Here is a 17,757-nt window from a genome sequence, read left to right on the forward strand (position 1 = left end):
CCGATCGCGGCGACGTCGCCTTCAACGACGCCGCCACGCCCACTTTTTTCTCAGGAGTTCGAATGAAGCACACCTTGCCATCCTTCGTTGCCGCCCTGTTGATCGCGGCGCTGCCGCCTGTCGCGATCGGCGCGCAGCCGACGCCGACCGCCGCCGTCGCGGCTGCCGGCATCGCACAACCGGCCGCGCAAGCGGCCAGTCTCGCGACGCTTCTGTCGAACGGCCTCGCGCTGCGCGTCGCCGTCGACAACAACCACGCGGCCGCAACCGGCGTGCCGTGCGCCGATCTCGGCGCCGACGGCGCGGCCTGCGCGACCGGCCGCCTGATCCTGCAGAACCGCGGCCACCAGACGATCGCCGACGGCGGCTGGAAGCTGTACCTGCACAGCATCCGCCGGCTGCTGCGGATCGATCGTCCGGGCTTCGCGCTGCGGCGGCTCACCGGCGACCTGTACGAGCTGACGCCGCAGCCGGGCTCGGTGCGGCTCGCGCCCGGCGAACGTATCGAACTGCCGTTCGTCGCCGAATACTGGCTGCTGCGCTACAGCGACGTGATTCCGCGCCCGTATGTCGTCGTCGACGGCGCACCGCCCGCCGTGCTCCGCTACAACGACACCGACGACGAGCTCCGCTATGTCGAATCGCTGCCGGCCGACGCGCAAAACAATTCGACCGGCAACGCGCCGCCCGTGGCGGCACGGCCTGACGCGAGCCGCGCACTGCCGAGCGTGAAACGCGAACAGCCGCTGCCCGGCACGCTCGACCTGCGCGGCGTCGAGCTCGCGCTGGCGGACCTGCCGGATGGGCAAATCGCGGCGCTGCGCGAACGTGCGACGACACTCGGGCTCGACGGAGCGCGCGTGCCGGTCCACGGCGCCGTCGCACCGCGCCGGCTGCCGGCCGACATTGCGGTGCCGGGCGGCTACCGGCTCGCGATCGGGCCGCGCGGCGTGCTGATCGAAGGCTACGATCGCGCGGGCCTCTACTACGGCGTGCAGACGCTCTACTCGCTCGCGCCCGCCGGCGGCGGCCCGATCCCGGCGATGCTCGTCGAGGATGCGCCGCGCTTCACGCATCGCGGGATGCACGTCGACCTCGCGCGCAACTTCAAGCACCCGGCGACGCTGCGCCGCCTGATCGACCAGATGAGCGCATACAAGCTCAACCGCCTGCACCTGCATCTGTCCGACGACGAAGGCTGGCGCATCGAGATTCCCGGCCTGCCGGAGCTGACCGACATCGGCTCACGCCGCTGTCACGACCCGAGCGAGACGCGCTGCCTGCTGCCGCAACTCGGCTCGGGCCCCGACAACCGCTCGGGCGGCGGTTACCTGACGCGCGACGACTACGTGGCGCTCGTGCGCTACGCGGCTGCCCGCTTCGTCAGGATCATCCCCGAGATCGACATGCCCGCGCATGCGCGCGCGGCCGTCGTAACGATGGAGGCGCGCTACCGGCGGCTGCACGCGGCCGGCCGCGAGCAGGAAGCGAACGCGTACCGGTTGCTCGATCCGCAGGACACGACGAACCTGACGACGGTGCAGTTCTACGATCGGCGCAGCGACCTGAATCCGTGCGTGCCGGGCGCGCTCAATTTCGCGTCGAAGGTGATCCGCGAAATCGCGGCGATGCATGCGGACGCGCAGGCGCCGCTGCACACCTGGCACTACGGCGGCGACGAGGCGAAGAACATCTTCCTCGGCGGGGGCTTCCAGCCGCTGAACGGCACCGATCCGAACAAGGGGCGCATCGATGTCGCCGCGCAGGACAAGCCGTGGGCGCGTTCGCCCGCGTGTACGGCGCTGCTCCAGCGCGGCGAGATCAAGTCGATCGACGAGCTGCCGACGCGTTTCGCGAAACAGGTGAGCGCGGCGGTCGACGCGAACGGGATCGACACGATGGCCGCGTGGCAGGACGGCATCAAGCATGCGAGCGGGCCGCAGGACTTCAGCACGCGCCACGTGATGGTGTCGCTGTGGGACACGATCTTCTGGGGTGCGTCGGACAGCGCACGCGACCTGAGCGGCAAGGGTTACCTGACGGTGCTCGCGCTGCCCGACTACCTGTACTTCGACTTCCCGTACACGCTCAACCCGCGCGAGCGCGGCTATTACTGGGGCTCGCACGCGACGGACGAGTACAAGGTGTTCTCGTTCGCGCCCGAGAACCTGCCGCAGAACGCCGAAGTGATGGGCGATCGTGACGGCAACGCGTTCGAGGTGACGGGCACCGGCCCCGCGCCGCGCATCGAAGGCATGCAGGGGCAGGCGTGGGGCGAGGTGATGCGCAACGACACGTTCCTCGAATACATGGCCTATCCGCGGCTGCTCGCGCTCGCCGAACGCGCGTGGCACCAGGCCGACTGGGAGCTGCCGTATGCGGCCGGCGTGCGCTTCAAGCGCGGCGACACGCATCACGTCGACCTGGCCGCGCTGCAGCGCGACTGGGCCGGCTTCGCGACGCTGCTCACGCAGCGCGAATTGCCGAAGCTCGACCGGGCCGGCATCGGCTACCGGAAGCCGACGTTCACGCTGACGAACCCGTGAACGATTGAGCGGTTGCAGATCCACGCAAGCAGTGCGCGATGCGGACGATTGCATCGCGCCCACGCCCCGCCAAAGCAAAACGGCTTGCGACGTATCGCAAGCCGTTTTCGTTTTACCGACCGGCGGCCCGAACCCGCCACGCGGATCGGGCCCACCTCATCGCATCGTGCCGGATCAGGCCGGTTGCGGTGCCGCGCCGCCGCCCGTCGACGTCAGGCGCGCGCCGAGCTGTTCCGCGTAGCGTGCCGCCGCGTTGCCGCAGACGATGTGGAACGTGTCCGGCGACACCCATGCCACGTCGAGCGCGCCGAGTCGATCGCGATCGACCGCCGATGCGTCACGCACGACGACGCGCAGGCGCGTGGTCGCGATCGCGTCGAGCGAAGCGACGTTGGTCGCCCCGCCGAACACCGCGAGCCAGCGCAGCGGATCGGGATCGAGCGGACCGGCGGCCGCGCCCGTGACCGGCTGAGCCGCAGCGGCCGTGGCCGTGGCCGTCACGGCGGCACCGGTCGCGCCGCTGCCGATCGCCGAGCGCATCTCGTCGGCAATGATGTCGGCCTCGGGCCCGATGATCACCTGCACGCTGTTGCCGCCGCGCTTGAGCACGCCGCGCGCGCCGATCGACTTCAGTTCCGGCTCCGACACCTTCTCCGGATCGACGACGGTCAGGCGCAGGCGCGTCGTGCATGCGTCGACGACCGTCAGGTTGCCTGCACCGCCGAGCGCGGCGATGTAGCGCTGCGCACGCGGTGCTGCCGCGGCGGCGCCGGCCGCCGGCGCGACGAAGCCGCCCGATGCATACGACTCGGCCGCCGCATCGGCCGAGGCCGGTTCGCGGCCCGGCGTCGCCATGTTGAACTTGCGGATGAAGAAGCGGAACAGTCCGTAATACGCGACGCCGTATGCGATACCGAGCGGCACCGCGATCCAGCCCTTCGTCGACAGCCCGTAGTTCAGCACGTAGTCGATCGCGCCGGCCGAGAACGTGAAGCCGAGCTTCACGCCAAGGATCTGGCAGATCGCGAGCGACAGCCCCGTGAGCACCGCGTGGATCACGTACAGCACCGGTGCGAGGAACATGAAGCTGAATTCGATCGGCTCGGTCACCCCGGTCAGGAACGACGTGAGCGCCATCGAGAACAGCAGGCCGCCGACCATCGCGCGGCGCTCCTTCGGCGCTTCATGCAGCATCGCGAGACACGCGGCCGGCAGGCCGAACATCATGATCGGGAAGAAGCCGGCCATGAAGGTGCCCGCGCTCGGATCGCCCGCGAAGAAGCGGTGCAGGTCGCCGTGCACGAGCTCGCCGCCGGCCGGCGGCGTGAAGTTGCCGAACACGAACCACGCGAGCGAGTTGATGATGTGGTGCAGGCCCGTGACGAGCAACAGGCGGTTCAGGAAGCCGAACACGAACGCACCGATCGCGCCCGCCGTCGTCAGCCACTGGCCTGCCGCGTCGATCGCATGCTGGATCGGCTGCCACACGTACCCGAACGCGATGCCGAGCACCACGCACACCAGCCCCGTGATGATCGGCACGAACCGCTTGCCGCCGAAGAACGCGAGGTAGTCCGGCAGCTTGATGTCCTTGTAGCGGTTGTACAGCAAGCCCGCGACCACGCCCGCGATGATCCCGGACAGCACGCCCATGTTCAGCTTGGGATCGATATCCTTCATGATCGCGGTTTCGATCAGGTAACCGATCGCGCCCGCGAGCGCCGCCACGCCGTTGTTGTCCTTCGCGAAACCGACCGCCACGCCGATCGCGAACAGCAGCGGCAGGTTGTCGAAGATCGCGCCGCCGGCGTCGGCGATCATCTTGATGTTGAACACGTCCGGCTGTCCGAGCCGCAGCAGGATGCCGGCGACCGGCAACACCGCGATCGGCAGCATCAGCGCTCGACCCAGGCCCTGTATCTTCAGAAACGGATTCCCGTCCATTCAGTCCTCCAATCCATGTCTCGTCATTAATCGTCGTTGACCTAATTGCTTGCGTGGTGAAACGCTCGCGCGCCCGCCGTCGACGTTCAGTCGAGCGGCCAGACCTCGCGGCTTGCTGCCCTTACCGCCTGTGCCGAGTCGAGTGCGAGCAGATCCTGTGCACGCTGGCGACACAGCTGGTAATCGAGACGGCGCACGCGCGCCTTGATGCCCGGCACCGACACCGGGTCGACCGACAGTTCGGTCACGCCGAGGCCGACGAGGATCGGCACCGCGAGCGGATCGCCGCCGAGCGCGCCGCACACGCCGACCCACTTGCCGTGCTTCGCCGCGCCGCGCACCGCGATGTCGATCAGGCGCAGCACGGCCGGATGCAGGCCGTCCGACTGCGCGGCCAGATCGGCCTGGCAGCGGTCCATCGCGAGCGTGTACTGCGTCAGGTCGTTGGTGCCGATCGACAGGAAATCCGCGTGCTGCGCGAGCTGGTCGGCGAGCAGTGCCGCCGACGGCACCTCGATCATCACGCCGACCTCGATCGGCTCGGTACGGCCCTGCGCACGCGCGAATTCGTCGATACGCTTGCGCAGCCGCACGAGCTCGCCCGCATCCGTCACCATCGGCAGCAGGATCCGCACCGCGCCGAACGGCTTCACCGCGAGCAGGCCCTGCAGCTGATCGTCGAGCAGATCGGGGCGCACCTGCGCGAGGCGAATGCCGCGCAGGCCGAGCGCCGGGTTCGGTTCGGGCGGCAGCGTCAGGTAGTCGACTTCCTTGTCGGCGCCGACGTCGAGCGTGCGGATGATCGCGGTGCGGCCCTGCAGCGCGTCGACGATCGACTGGTAGCTCTGCTGGTGCTCGACCACGCTCGGCGCGGCCTGGCGATGGATGAACATCAGTTCGGTGCGCAGCAGGCCGACCGCGTCCGCGCCGTTGTCGACCGCGGTGTTCGCGTCGTCGAGCGTCGCGATGTTCGCGGCGACCTCGATGGCGCGGCCGTCGATGGTCGCGGCGGCAGCGCCGGCCTGTTGCCTGTTCGCTTCGCGCACGCCGTCCAGGCGCTGGCGTTCGTGGCGTGCGCGTTCGACGTCGAGCGCGGTCGGTGCGTGTTCGAGACGGCCCGCGCTCGCATCGACGACGACCTGCGTGCCGTCCGGAATCGCGTACAGCGCGTCGCCGACCGCGACGAGCGCCGGAATGCCGAGCTGGCGCGCGATGATCGCCGCATGCGACGTCGCGCCGCCGCGCGCCATCACGAGCGCGGTCACGCGCTGGCGATCGAGCGACGACAGGTCCGACGGCGTGAATTCCTCGGCGGCGAGCACGGCCTCGTCGGGCAGCGTGCGCGTCGCGCCGCTCGTGTGGCCGAGCGCGCGCAGCACGCGCTTCTCGATGTCGCGGAGGTCCGCCGCGCGCTCGGCGAGCAGCGCGTCGTCGAGCTTCGACAGCGTGTCGATCTGCGCGCGGATCGTCGCGCGCCACGCGAAGCCCGCGCTCTTGCCGAGGCTGATCTGGTCGCGCGCCGCGTCGACCAGCGTCGGGTCCTCGAGCAGCACGCGATGCACCGCGAAGATTCCCGCCTCGCCGACCGCGCCGCGCGCCGATGCGTTGCGCACCGTTTCGTCGAGTTCGGCATCGACCGCCGTCAGCGCCTGGTCGAGCCGGCGGCTTTCCGACGCGGGCGTGCCGGTCGCCTGTTCGGGCGGCACGATGTCCGCATCGTCGAGACGCACCAGCGTGCCGACCGCGATGCCGGGCGCCGCGCACACGCCCGCGAGCGTGTTCGGATCGAGTGTTGCGCCGGTGTTGCGCACGATCGGCTGCGGTGCGGGCGACTTGAGCCGCGCCGGCCGTTCCTCGACCTCGCCGTGCGCTTCGCGCAGCAACTCACGCTCGACCGCTTCGACGGCTTCCCGCGCGTGCGCACCGCGGCCGACCAGTTCGATCGTCGCGCCTTCGCCGGCGCCGAGACCGAGCAGGCCGACCACGCTTGCGATCGGCGCCTTGCGGCCGTCGAAAAGCACGTCGACATGTGCGTCGAGCCCGCGCGCGGCTTCGCGCGCCCGCGCGGCCGGGCGCGCATGCAGGCCGCCGGGCTGCGTCAGCACGACCGCGCGGCGCACTTCGTTCATCGCCGCCGCGCCGGCCTGCGCCGCCTGCGCGGCGGCTTCGCCCTTGCCGCGCAATGTCAGCAGCGGCGTCTCGCCGGCCGTCGCGAAACCGCTCGCGCGCTCGACCACGTCGAACGCGTCGGAGTTCGCGATCGCGATCACCGAGACCAGCGAATGCGCGCTGCGCGCGACCGCGTCCTGGTCGAACTCGATCAGCAGATCGCCCGCCGCCACACGCGCGCCGGCTTCGACGCGCGCGGTGAAGCCCTGCCCGTTCAGCTCAACGGTGTCGATGCCGATGTGCAGCAGCACTTCCGCGCCTTGCGGCGTCGTGATCGTCACCGCATGGCCGGTGCGCGCGAGATGCGACACGATGCCGGCGCACGGCGCGACGAGCCGGCCCGCGAGCGGATCGATGCCGATGCCGTCGCCGAACATCCCGCCGGAGAACACCGGATCGGGCACGTCGGTCAGCGCGACGATCGGCCCGGTCAGCGGGGCAAGCAGGACGATCTGATCATGGGTGGAACTCTTCAACTGGGACTCCTCGGCGCGTCTCATCGGCTGTCTCGGCTATCAGTGCGTTTCGGTGACTTTGTTCAGGTGGCGCGGCGTGTCGGGATTGCGGCCGCGCGCGACGGCGAGATCCGCCGCCATCACGTAGAACGAAAGAATGGCGGCGATCGGGTCGAGCGCCGAATGGGCGGACTGCGCGAGCGGCAAGGTCGCGCCGGGCGTGCCGGCGGGCGCCGCGAGCAGCACGGCCGCGCCGCGTGCGCGCATGTCCTGCGCGAGCTGCAGCAGCCCGGCCTGCTCCGGGCCCGGCGGCGCGAACACGAGCAGCGGATAGTCGCGGTCGATCAGCTCCATCGGGCCGTGACGGACTTCGGCGCTCGAGAACGCCTCGGCCTGGATGCCGGAGGTTTCCTTCAGTTTCAGCGCGGCTTCCTGCGCGATCGCAAGACCGAGGCCGCGGCCGATCACGATCATCCGCTCGATGCCCGCGAGCGCGGCGACGGCCGGCGACCAGTCGAGCCGGCCCGCCTGCGCGAGCACGTCGGGCAGGCCCCGCAGTGCCGTGATCAGCGCGGCGTCGCGCTGCCAGTACGCGACGATCTGCGCGGACAACGACAGCATCGCGATGTAGCTCTTGGTCGCGGCGACCGACAGTTCGGGGCCGGCCAGCAGCGGCAGCTGGTGCTCGCACGCGTCGGCGAGCGGCGACGGCAGCACGTTGACGGCGGCGACGGTGCGCGCGCCGGCTTCGCGCAGCGCGGCCATCGTGTTGACGAGGTCGGGGCTCTTGCCCGACTGGGAGAATGCCAGCGCGAGCTGGTCCTGCACCTTCAGCGGCGCCTGCTGCAGCGTCGCGACCGACATCGGCAGCGACGCGACGGGCACGCCGAGGCGGCTCATCGTCAGGCTCGCGAAATAGCTGGCAGCGTGATCCGAGCTGCCGCGCGCGACCGTCAGCGCGACGGCCGGCGGGTGATCGAGGAGTTGGCCGGCGAGCGCTTCGACGCGCGTGGTGTCGGCGAGTTGCGCGGCGACGACCTGGGCGGACTCGCGCGCTTCCTTAAGCATATTCGACAATCGATTCTCCTTCGACGTAGGTCGCGGTGAGGTTCAGGTCGCGATCGAACACGACGAGGTCGGCCCATGCGCCGCGCTCGAGGCGGCCGCGATCGGTGACGCCGAGGTAGTCGGCCGCATAGCGCGACATCCGGTTCGACACGTCGGCGATCGGCAGGCCGAGCGACACGAGGTTGCGCAGCGCCTGGTCCATCGTCAGCGTGCTGCCGGCGAGCGTGCCGTCGGCGAGCCGCACGCCGCCGAGGCACTTGGTCACGTGCTGGCTGCCGAGCCGGTATTCGCCGTCGGGCATGCCGGTGGCGGACGTGCTGTCGGTCACGACGTACAGGCGCGGAATCGCGCGCAGCGCTGCACGAATCGCGCCCGGGTGCACGTGCAGCAGGTCGGGGATGATTTCCGCGTATTCGGCATGCGCGAGTGCGGCGCCGACGAGGCCCGGGTTGCGGTGATGCAGCGGCGACATCGCGTTGAACAGGTGCGTGAAGCCGCATGCGCCGTGCTTGAGCGCGGCGACGGCGTCGTCGTAGGTCGCGAGCGAGTGGCCGAGCTGCACGCGCACGCCGCGCGCGGCCATCTCGCCGATGATCTCGATGTGACCGGCGATTTCCGGCGCGAGCGTGACGACCCGGATCGGCGCGATCGACAGGTACTTCAGCACTTCGTCGAGCACGGCCGACACGGCCGCGTCCGGCTGCGCGCCGAGCTTGCCGGGGTTGATGTACGGTCCTTCGAGGTGCACGCCGAGCACGCGCGCGCCGCCCGGCGTGCGGGTGCGCGCGACGGTGCCGAGATTCGCGACGACCTGCATCAGTTCGTCGCGCGGCGCGGTCATCGTCGTCGCGAGCAGGCTCGTTGTGCCGAACTGCGCGTGCGTGCGCGCGATCGTCTCGATCGCGTCGCCGCCTTCCATCACATCGGCGCCGCCGCCGCCGTGCACGTGCAGGTCGATGAAGCCGGGCAGGATGTACGGCGCGTCGTTCTTCGCGGGGTCGGCGGGCGTGCCGTCGAGCGTGGTGATGCGGCCGTTCTCGCTGTCGAGCGAGCCGAGAATCCAGCCGTCGGGGGTGAGGATGTTTCCAGTCAGCATGACGTTTCTCTTGATGATCTGGTGACGCGGACATCCGCGTCGCGATTTGCAAATCCGTTGTGCTTCGTTGCGCTCCGCCGCGCGTGGCGCACGGGCAGTCTCGCGCGTCAGCGTTTCAGTTCGGCGACGAAGTCGTAATAGTCGTCGCGGCAATACGTTTCGGACACTTCGATCGCGCGCTGGTCGACACCGTAGCCGATGCGCGTGATCACGAGCAGGGCCGAGCCCGGCTTCACCGACATCCACTTCGCGATCTCGTGCGTCGCGTTCGCCGCGCGAAAGTGCTGCAGCGCGCGCACGACGGTCATCCCGCGTGCGTCGAGGTATTCGTAGAGCGACGCGCCGAGCGCCTGCGGATCGGGCACCACCGCGGCCGGCAACGTCGAATGCTCGACGGCCATCACGATGCCGTCCGCGCGGCGCAGCCGCTCGAGCCGCGCGACCGTCGCGCCGGGCGCGAGGCCGAGACGCGTGATCTCGTCGCGGCTCGCGGTGCGCAGCGTGCGCGACAGCCACACCGAATCGGGCACGAAACCGCGCTGCTGCATCTTCGCGGTGAAGCCGACGAGACGCGACAGCGGATCGGCAACGCGCGGCGTGATGAAGCTGCCCGCCCCGCGCGCCCGCTTGATCAGCCCCTGCTCGACCAGCAGCGCGAGCGCACGACGGGCCGTGATCCGCGACACGCCGACCGACCCCGACAGCAGCCGCTCCGACGGCAGCGCCTCGCCGGCCCGCCACGCGCCGGCGTGAATCGCGCTCGCCAGGTTGCGGGCGAGCTGCAGATACAGCGGCGTGTCGTCGAGGGGATCGGGCGCCAGTTCGGACCAGCCGGTTTCCATGTGCCTCCGGGTGTCGGACGACGATCTCGGACCGTCGAAAGTGAACGCATTATATAACCACCATAATACCAGTCAACGAACTGGTATTAGCGGTGTGGAAATCGCCGAAAGCCTTGCCCGGCAAGCGTTTTAGTTGCCGGAAATCCTTTGTTTACAATGCGATGCGGGATAGGGATTTACCCGGATTGGTATGCAAGGGGACAGTTCCCGGGCCGGATTTGCCAGGCTTGGGAAGCCGAAAACGATACCGGAATAGAACCAGTTCGGCCGACTGGTATGCATCCGGCGGCGGCGCGCGGGCGGCATGCCGGCGCACAGCGTCAGTGGAACTCGCGGCTCGACGTGCGCAGGCCGCCGAGCAGCGGCGTCAGATCCTCGAAATGCTGCGCGACGAGGTGCCTCACGTCGCTGACGACCTGCCACACGCCCGACGCCGCGAGCAGTCGCGAATCGAGCGTTTCGCGGCGCTGCCGCGCGAGCAGCTCGGGCCGCACGATCACGTTCACGCAGCCCGTCTCGTCCTCGAGCGTCATGAACATCACGCCCTTCGCGGTGCCCGGCATCTGCCGCGCGATCACGAGCCCGCATGCACGCGCGAGCCGGCCGTCGGGACGGTCGCGCAACTCGGCCGCGGACGACAGCCGCTGCGCGCGCAACGCGGGCCGCAGCAGCGCGACCGGGTGGCGGTTCAGCGTGAGGCCGGTGGTGTGATAGTCGGCGAGGATGTCGTCGGCTTCCGACGGCGCGCCGAGCACCGGCTGCTCCGTTTCGTCGATCGGCGCGGCGGCGAGCAGGTCGCGCTCCGGTGCCGCGGCGACGGCCTGCCACAGTGCATCGCGGCGATGGCCGGCGAGCGTCGCGAGCGCGTTCGAGGCGGCGAGCGCTTCGAGATCGCGCCGTTCGAGCTGCGCGCGGCGCGCGAGCGCGTCGACGTTCTCGAACGGGCCGGCCGCGCGCGCGGCCTCGATGCGCCGCGCGGCAGCCTCGCCGAGGCCGCGCACGAGCGACAGGCCGAGCCGCACCGCGGGCTGGCCGTGCGGCGGCGGCTGGCCGGGCAGCGCTTCGAGCGACGCTTCCCAGCCGCTTCGCGTGACGTCGGCCGGAAAGACCTTCACGCCGTGGCGCTTCGCATCCTGCACGAGCTGCGCGGGTGCGTAGAAGCCCATCGGCTGGCTGTTCAGCAGCGACGCGACGAAGATCGCGGGCTCGTGGCATTTGAGCCAGCTGCTCGCGTACGCGAGTTTCGCGAAGCTGGCCGCGTGGCTCTCGGGAAAGCCGTATTCGCCGAAGCCCTTGATCTGCTCGAAGATCTGCTCGGCGAATTCGCGCGTGTAGCCGCGTTCGAGCATGCCGTCGATGATCTTGTCGTGATACTTCTCGAGGTTGCCCTTGCGCTTCCACGCGGCCATCGCGCGGCGCAGTTCGTCGGCCTCGCCTGGCGTGAAGCCCGCCGCGACGATCGCGATCTGCATCACCTGCTCCTGGAAGATCGGCACGCCGAGCGTGCGAACGAGCACTTCCTTGAGCGCCTCGCTCGGATACGTGACCTCGCCCTCCTCCTCGCCGGCCACGATCCTGCGCCGCTTCAGATACGGATGCACGGCGCCGCCCTGGATCGGCCCGGGCCGCACGATCGACACCTGGACGACGAGATCGTAGTAGTTGCGCGGCCTCAGCCTCGGCAGCATCGACATCTGCGCACGCGATTCGATCTGGAATACGCCGACCGTATCCGCCCGGCAGATCATGTCGTAGGTTGGTTCGTCATCCTGCGGAATATGCTTCAGCGTGAATGGCTGGCCGTCCTCCTGCGGCCCGCGCCACGCGGTGCGCATGTCGAAGGCGCGATGCAGCGCCGACAGCATGCCGAGCGCGAGCACGTCGACCTTCATCAGCCCGAGCGCCTCGAGATCGTCCTTGTCCCACTGGATCACGCGCCGCCCGTCCATCGCCGCGTTCTCGACCGGCACGAGCCGCGTGAGCTTGCCGCGGCTGATCACGAAGCCGCCCGAATGCTGCGACAGGTGGCGCGGAAAGTTGAGCAAGCGCCCCGCGAGTTCGGCCCATGCGCGAATGATCGGCGTGGCCGGATCGAGCCCGGTCGTCGCGAATTGCTGCAGCAGGTCGCGGCTGCCGTCGAACCAGCGATGCCCCTTCGCGACGCGGTCGACCAGCATCGGATCGACGCCGAGCGCCTTGCCGGTTTCGCGCAGCACGCCGCGCGGACGATACGTCGAGACCGCCGCCGCGAGTGCCGCGCGATCCTTGCCGTATTTTTCGTAGATATGCTGAATGACCTCTTCCCGGCGCTGATGCTCGAAGTCGACGTCGATGTCCGGCGGCTCGCCGCGCTCCTCGCTGATGAAGCGCTCGAACAGCATCGTGCTCTGGTCGGGATCGACCTCGGTGATGCCGAGGCAGTAGCAGACGACCGAGTTCGCGGCCGAGCCGCGGCCCTGGCACAGGATGTTCTGGCTGCGCGCGTATTTGACGATGTCGTAGACGGTCAGGAAGAACGGTTCGTAGCTCAACCTCGCGATCAGGTCGAGTTCATGGCGGATCTGCTTCTCGACCTTCTCCGGGATGCCTTGCGGATAACGCCCCGCCGCCCCCGCGAAGGTTTCCTGTTCCAGATAGCGCGTCGGCGTCAGCCCCTGCGGCACGATCTCGTCGGGATACTCGTAGCGCAGCGAGCCGAGGTCGAAATCGCACGCGTCGAGAATCGCGCAGGTCTCCGCGATCTCGTCCGGCGCGTACAACTGTCCGATCCGCTGCCGCAAACGCAGGTGCTGCTCCGCATTCGGCGCCAGCGCATACCCGCACTCGGCAACCGGCATCCCGACCCGGATCGCCGTCATCACGTCCTGCAATGCCTTGCACGAGCGCCGGTGCATCGTCACGTCGCCGAGTGCGACGATACGCACGCCGCGCCGCTCGCCGACCGCGCGAATCTCCTCGCGCTGCGCGCCATCGAGCGCGCGCTGCAGCTGCACGAGTCCGAGCCGCGCGCGTTCGCCGAAGGTCGCGCGAAACCATGCGACCTGCGCATCGAGCACGTCCGCGCGCACCGGATACGCGGGCACGAGGATCGCGAAGCAGTCGGGCATGCCGCGCAGGTGCGCAAACGCCGCGGGCGGGGCCGACAGCATCCGCGACGTCAACGTATAGGTGCCCTTCGGCGCGGCCATCCGCCGCCACGAGATCAGCTCGGCAAGATTGCCGTAACCTTCGCGGTTCTGCGCGAGCAGCACGAGGCCGAACGCGCCGGGGCCCGGATCGTGACCCGGTGCGACTTCATCCGGCGTGACTTCGAAATACGAACCGATGACGAGCGGCAGCCCTTGCGCCTGCGCCGCGACATGCATGCGCGGCGCGCCGGCCAGCGAGCATTCGTCGGTGATCGCGATCCCGCGATAGCCGAGTTCGGCCGCGCGCTCGACCAGTTCGTCCGCATGCGACGCGCCATGCAGGAACGAAAAGTTTGAGCGGCAGAACAACTCCGCGTAATCGGGTAGCCAGCTGAATTCCGCAACCATCTCCGCTCACCCGAACAAGCCATGCAGGAACCAGCGCGGCTCGGCCTGGCTTCCCGAGCGCTCCAGGAACACCCAGTAGCACGCACCGACCTCGTCTTGCGCGACGTAGTAATCGCGTGCGGCCAGTTGCCCGTCGAACCACCCGGCTTCGATCCGCTCGGCCGACGACATCATCCTGAGCGGCGTATGGAACACCGGCCGGTTCTCGCGCATCAGGAGCGGCTGCGGCTCGGCCAGCAGCCACGCGGGGCGCGGCGGCACGGCGGGCGGCCCGCCGGCCGGCCTGCCCGCTTGCGCATCGAGCGGCAGCCAGCGGTTCGCGGCCTCCGGACGGTGATCGGCGACGGGTGCCGCGCGCAGCACGTTCTCCGCGCCGAGCCGCGCGACCAGCAGTTCGAACAGCCGCGCACGCGTCTCGCGCGTGCCGCCCGGCTCGGGAAAGAGATCGTCGGCCGGCGGCGCGACCGATTCGACGCGCGTGGCCTTCAGCCGCACCGCGATCACCGCGGCCGGCAATTCGACGCGCGCGAGCCGCTCGCCGAGCAGCCGCATGAAGTGCGTCTCGTCGCGCACGGGCGCGGCGAACGCGAGTTCGAGCGGTGTCGGCGGCACGGCCTGACGGCCGCGCTCGTGCTCGAGATCGAACGTCATCGCGGCCAGCGACAGCTGCCGCGCGGCCAGCCACCCGCAGAGCTGCACGACGAGCCGCCGCGCGGCGAACAGCACGGCCTCCGCGTATTCGACGCGCTCCGGCAATTCGAGCCGCACGTCGAACACGGGCGGCACCGCCATCCACGCAAGCGGCTCGACCGCATCGCCGTACGCGCGATCGAGCGCGGCGAGCAGCGCCGGACCGCAGCGGCGCTGCAGCCCCGCGCGCGGCAAGCCGCGCAGATCGGCGAGCGTGCGGCAGCCGAGGCCGTCGAACCAGCCCGCATACGCGCGCGCGTCGGGCAGCAGCGCGCACGGCAGACGATCGAGCGTACGGACGAGCGAAGCCGGCCCGGCCACGCGGCGCCGGATGCGCGCACGCGCCGACATGCGCGCGAGCAGCCACGCGCCGCGCCCGGTCGGCGCGGCGGACAGGCGCGCCGCATAGCCGAGCGCCGCGAGCGTCGCGCGCACCTGGCGGCACAGCGACGGCAGGCCGCCGAACAGGCGCAGGCTCGGGCCGACGTCGACGATCAGCGTCGCTTCGTCGTCGAGTGCGACGCACGGCGAGAAGCGCAGCAATGCGAGCGCGACCGCGCGCAGCGCATCGGCCTCGCGGGCGGGATCGCGTTCGACGAGCCGTGTGTCGGGCGCGAGCGTCAGCACGCCGCCGCGCTTCATGCCCGCGCGCACGCCCTGCCGGCGCGCGGGCGCATCGGCAATCAGCACGACACCTTGCTCGAGCACCGCACAGCCTGCGTCGTCTGCGTCGTCTGCGTCGTCCGCCGCGCCGTCAGACGGCGGCGGGACGCACACGTCGAGCGGCAGGCGCGGCAGATGGATGCCGAGCAAGACGCGCATAGCGGCTCTCCACGATGGGCGACGGCAAATCGAGCGCGAGCGGCTCGCTGCGCGCGGGCCCGCGGCGCTTGACGATGTCGAGCGACACGCCGCCCGGCACCGGATGCAGCGCGACGCGCAGCACGGCCGGCGACGGCTGCCGCGCGGCCGACAGCGGGCGCAGCATCACGAACAGCGTGTCGCCGGTGCGCGCGGCCGCGAGATGCAGGCGCCGCAGCGCATCGGGCCGCGCGTCCTGCCAGAGCAGCAGCGCACCGCAGCAGCCCGTCCTGAGCGCCTGCTCGGCGGCCCACAAGGCATCCGTGCGGCTGCCGGTGCGCAGCCACAGCAGTGCGTCGGCCGACACGCCGAGACCGGCGAGCGCCGTCGCATGCGGCGACTGAGGCGGCGCGACGAGCGCGAGCGGACGCCGCGCACTGACGGTGCGCGCGAGCGCGGGCGCGAGCAGCCGCATCTCGCCGCAGCCCGGCTGAGCGGCCAGCAACTCGACGAGCCCGCCGACCGGCCAGCCGCCGCCCGGCAGTTCGGCGGACAGCGGCGCGAAACCCGTGTCGATCGTGCGCGCACCGCCGCGCGCGAGCTGCGAGCCGCGCCAAAGGGACGGATGAAGGGATTCGGGAGAAATGGAGGATGCGAGCATGACGCCACCCACAACTGTATGGATATACAGTATATGGCAATGCGCGTGCGTCGCACAGTACTGAGGCGAAACCGGTTTTTCGTCAGAGGAAAAACGACGGGAAATCCAGCGCGATCGTTCATGTTACGCCGCACCGGAGCGGGCGGGCCGGATCGTGTCGTCCGAATCGCCGGGCCGACACACCAACCGCCGGGCGAACCGGCACGATGCGGCACCCCGCACCGCACCGGCCCGCCCGCCGCGCGTCAGCCGAGCAGCAACGCGTCGTCGTCGAGCTGCTCGTGCCGCACCTTCTCGAACATCTGCAGCAGGTCCGGCACGTCGAGCCCGCGGCGCTGGTCGCCCGACACGTCGAGCACGACCTGCCCCTGGTGCAGCATCACCGTGCGGTCGCCGTAGTCGAGCGCCTGGCGCATGCTGTGCGTGACCATCATCGTCGTCAGCTTGCTGTCGGCGACGATGCGCTCGGTCAGCTCCAGCACGAACGCGGCCGTCTTCGGGTCGAGCGCAGCCGTGTGCTCGTCGAGCAGCAGGATCCGCGACGGCCGCAGCGACGCCATCAACAGGCTCACCGCCTGCCGCTGACCGCCCGACAGCAACCCGATCCGATCGGTCAGCCGGTTTTCCAGCCCGAGGTTCAGCAGACGCAGCTTGTCGCGGAACAGCTCGCGCGACGGCCGGTCGAGCGCCGCGCGAAAGCCGCGCCGGGCGCCGCGCGCCATCGCGAGCGCCATGTTTTCCTCGATCGTCAGCGCCTCGCAGGTGCCGGCCATCGGATCCTGGAACACGCGCGCGACGAGGTGCGCGCGGTCCCACGCCGGCTGGCGCGTGACGTCCGTGCCGTCGATCGCGATGCGTCCCGCATCGACGCGCTGGTCGCCGCTGATCGCGTTGAGGAAAGTCGACTTGCCAGCGCCGTTCGAGCCGATCACCGCGACGAACTGGCCGTCGGGAATCTCGAGCGACAGCCCGCGCAACGCGCGCGTCTCGATCGGCGTGCCGGGGTTGAACGTGAGTTTCAGGTCGTGTGCAGACAGCATGTCAGGCCCCTCCGTTCTTGCGCGCGAACAGCTTCTTGCGCGTCGCCGGCAGCACCAGCGCGATCGTGACGAGCGCGGCCGTCACGAGGTTCAGGTCCTGCGCCTTCAGGCCGATGAATTCGCTGTTCAGCGCAAGCGCGATGAAGAAGCGGTAGACGATCGCGCCGAGCACGACGGCGAGCGTCGTCAGCACGAGCCGGCGCGCGGGCAGCAGCGTTTCGCCGATGATCACCGCGGCCAGCCCGATCACGATCGTGCCGATCCCCATCGAGATGTCGGCGCCGCCCTGCGTCTGCGCGAACAGCGCACCGGCGAGCGCGACGAGCGCGTTCGACAGCGCCATCCCGGCGAGCGTCGCGCGGCCCGTCGCGATGCCCTGCGCGCGCGCCATCCGCGGGTTCGCGCCGGTCGCGCGCATCGCGAGACCGAGCTGCGACGAGAAGAACCAGTCGAGGCCGAGCTTCGCGACCACGACGACGATCGCGAGCAGCGCCGGGCGCAGCACGTAGTCGGGCATCCAGTCGGGCTGCAGCACGGTGAAGATCGTCGGCTCGGTGATGAGCGGCACGTTCGGCCGGCCCATGATCCGCAGGTTCACGGAGTAGAGCGCGATCATCATCAGGATGCTGGCGAGCAGGTCCATGATCTTCAGGCGCACGTTGAGCCAGCCGGTGACGAAGCCGGCCAGCGCGCCCGCGACGATCGCGATCACCGTCGACGTGAACGGGTCGTGGCCAGCGGAAATCAGCGTCGCGGCGACGGCGCCGCCGAGCGGAAAGCTGCCGTCGACGGTCAGGTCGGGGAAGTTGAGGATGCGGAATGAAATCAGCACCCCGAGGGCGACGAGACTGAAGATCAGGCCGATCTCCAGCGCGCCCAGAAACGAGAACAGAGACATGATGGGGAAAT

11 protein-coding genes are annotated in these 17,757 nt (G+C 70.1%); 1 reads left to right on the forward strand and 10 read right to left on the reverse strand.

The window, feature by feature from the left end:
- Window positions 1-62 precede the first annotated feature (62 nt).
- Complete coding sequence (locus WS87_RS15720) at window positions 63-2,546, forward strand: family 20 glycosylhydrolase (RefSeq protein ID WP_059819813.1); 2,484 nt, start codon at window positions 63-65, stop codon at window positions 2,544-2,546.
- Between the two features lie 174 nt (window positions 2,547-2,720).
- Here the strand turns inward: WS87_RS15720 and nagE are convergent, their stop codons facing one another.
- From nagE to WS87_RS15770, 10 genes are all read right to left on the reverse strand, one after another.
- Window positions 2,721-4,490 carry an N-acetylglucosamine-specific PTS transporter subunit IIBC gene (gene nagE / locus WS87_RS15725; protein WP_059819814.1) on the reverse strand — a complete coding sequence of 590 codons (1,770 nt, stop codon included), beginning with the start codon at window positions 4,488-4,490 and terminating at the stop codon, window positions 2,721-2,723.
- An 86-nt stretch (window positions 4,491-4,576) separates the two neighbouring features.
- Window positions 4,577-7,159: a phosphoenolpyruvate--protein phosphotransferase gene (gene ptsP, locus WS87_RS15730; protein ID WP_059819815.1), complete on the reverse strand. Its 2,583-nt coding sequence runs from the start codon at window positions 7,157-7,159 to the stop codon at window positions 4,577-4,579.
- A 15-nt stretch (window positions 7,160-7,174) separates the two neighbouring features.
- Window positions 7,175-8,182: an SIS domain-containing protein gene (locus tag WS87_RS15735; protein ID WP_059526163.1), complete on the reverse strand. Its 1,008-nt coding sequence runs from the start codon at window positions 8,180-8,182 to the stop codon at window positions 7,175-7,177.
- Window positions 8,175-9,278 carry an N-acetylglucosamine-6-phosphate deacetylase gene (gene nagA, locus WS87_RS15740; protein WP_059819816.1) on the reverse strand — a complete coding sequence of 368 codons (1,104 nt, stop codon included), beginning with the start codon at window positions 9,276-9,278 and terminating at the stop codon, window positions 8,175-8,177. Before nagA ends, WS87_RS15735 begins: the two co-directional genes overlap by 8 nt.
- 107 nt (window positions 9,279-9,385) lie before the next feature.
- Window positions 9,386-10,120, reverse strand: coding sequence for a GntR family transcriptional regulator (locus tag WS87_RS15745; protein WP_059526168.1), 735 nt, complete (start codon window positions 10,118-10,120; stop codon window positions 9,386-9,388).
- Window positions 10,121-10,440: 320 nt separating this feature from the next.
- Window positions 10,441-13,656 (reverse strand): error-prone DNA polymerase, encoded by a 3,216-nt coding sequence (locus WS87_RS15750; RefSeq protein WP_059819817.1) that lies wholly within the window; start codon window positions 13,654-13,656, stop codon window positions 10,441-10,443.
- A gap of 6 nt (window positions 13,657-13,662) precedes the next feature.
- Window positions 13,663-15,168: a Y-family DNA polymerase gene (locus WS87_RS15755; RefSeq protein ID WP_059819818.1), complete on the reverse strand. Its 1,506-nt coding sequence runs from the start codon at window positions 15,166-15,168 to the stop codon at window positions 13,663-13,665.
- Window positions 15,101-15,808, reverse strand: a complete 708-nt coding sequence (gene imuA, locus WS87_RS15760) for a translesion DNA synthesis-associated protein ImuA (protein ID WP_059819819.1) — start codon at window positions 15,806-15,808, stop codon at window positions 15,101-15,103. The genes WS87_RS15755 and imuA overlap by 68 nt, the downstream gene beginning before the upstream one ends.
- A 245-nt stretch (window positions 15,809-16,053) precedes the next feature.
- Window positions 16,054-16,848: an ABC transporter ATP-binding protein gene (locus tag WS87_RS15765; RefSeq protein WP_059819820.1), complete on the reverse strand. Its 795-nt coding sequence runs from the start codon at window positions 16,846-16,848 to the stop codon at window positions 16,054-16,056.
- A 1-nt stretch (window position 16,849) separates the two neighbouring features.
- Entirely contained in the window at window positions 16,850-17,746 is an 897-nt protein-coding gene (locus tag WS87_RS15770) for an ABC transporter permease (protein ID WP_059526182.1), read from the reverse strand.
- Window positions 17,747-17,757 lie beyond the last annotated feature (11 nt).

It is taken from the genome of Burkholderia sp. MSMB0856 (assembly GCF_001524645.2).
Lineage (GTDB): Bacteria > Pseudomonadota > Gammaproteobacteria > Burkholderiales > Burkholderiaceae > Burkholderia > Burkholderia diffusa.

Coding starts and splice junctions, on each gene's coding strand:
- ptsP (WP_059819815.1), bottom strand. CDS start 7,159: ATGAGACGCGCCGAGGAGTCCCAGTTGAAGAGTTCCACCCATGATCAG.
- WS87_RS15745 (WP_059526168.1), bottom strand. CDS start 10,120: ATGGAAACCGGCTGGTCCGAACTGGCGCCCGATCCCCTCGACGACACG.
- WS87_RS15720 (WP_059819813.1), top strand. CDS start 63: ATGAAGCACACCTTGCCATCCTTCGTTGCCGCCCTGTTGATCGCGGCG.
- WS87_RS15750 (WP_059819817.1), bottom strand. CDS start 13,656: ATGGTTGCGGAATTCAGCTGGCTACCCGATTACGCGGAGTTGTTCTGC.
- WS87_RS15735 (WP_059526163.1), bottom strand. CDS start 8,182: ATGCTTAAGGAAGCGCGCGAGTCCGCCCAGGTCGTCGCCGCGCAACTC.
- WS87_RS15770 (WP_059526182.1), bottom strand. CDS start 17,746: ATGTCTCTGTTCTCGTTTCTGGGCGCGCTGGAGATCGGCCTGATCTTC.
- nagE (WP_059819814.1), bottom strand. CDS start 4,490: ATGGACGGGAATCCGTTTCTGAAGATACAGGGCCTGGGTCGAGCGCTG.
- WS87_RS15765 (WP_059819820.1), bottom strand. CDS start 16,848: ATGCTGTCTGCACACGACCTGAAACTCACGTTCAACCCCGGCACGCCG.
- imuA (WP_059819819.1), bottom strand. CDS start 15,808: ATGCTCGCATCCTCCATTTCTCCCGAATCCCTTCATCCGTCCCTTTGG.
- nagA (WP_059819816.1), bottom strand. CDS start 9,278: ATGCTGACTGGAAACATCCTCACCCCCGACGGCTGGATTCTCGGCTCG.
- WS87_RS15755 (WP_059819818.1), bottom strand. CDS start 15,168: ATGCGCGTCTTGCTCGGCATCCATCTGCCGCGCCTGCCGCTCGACGTG.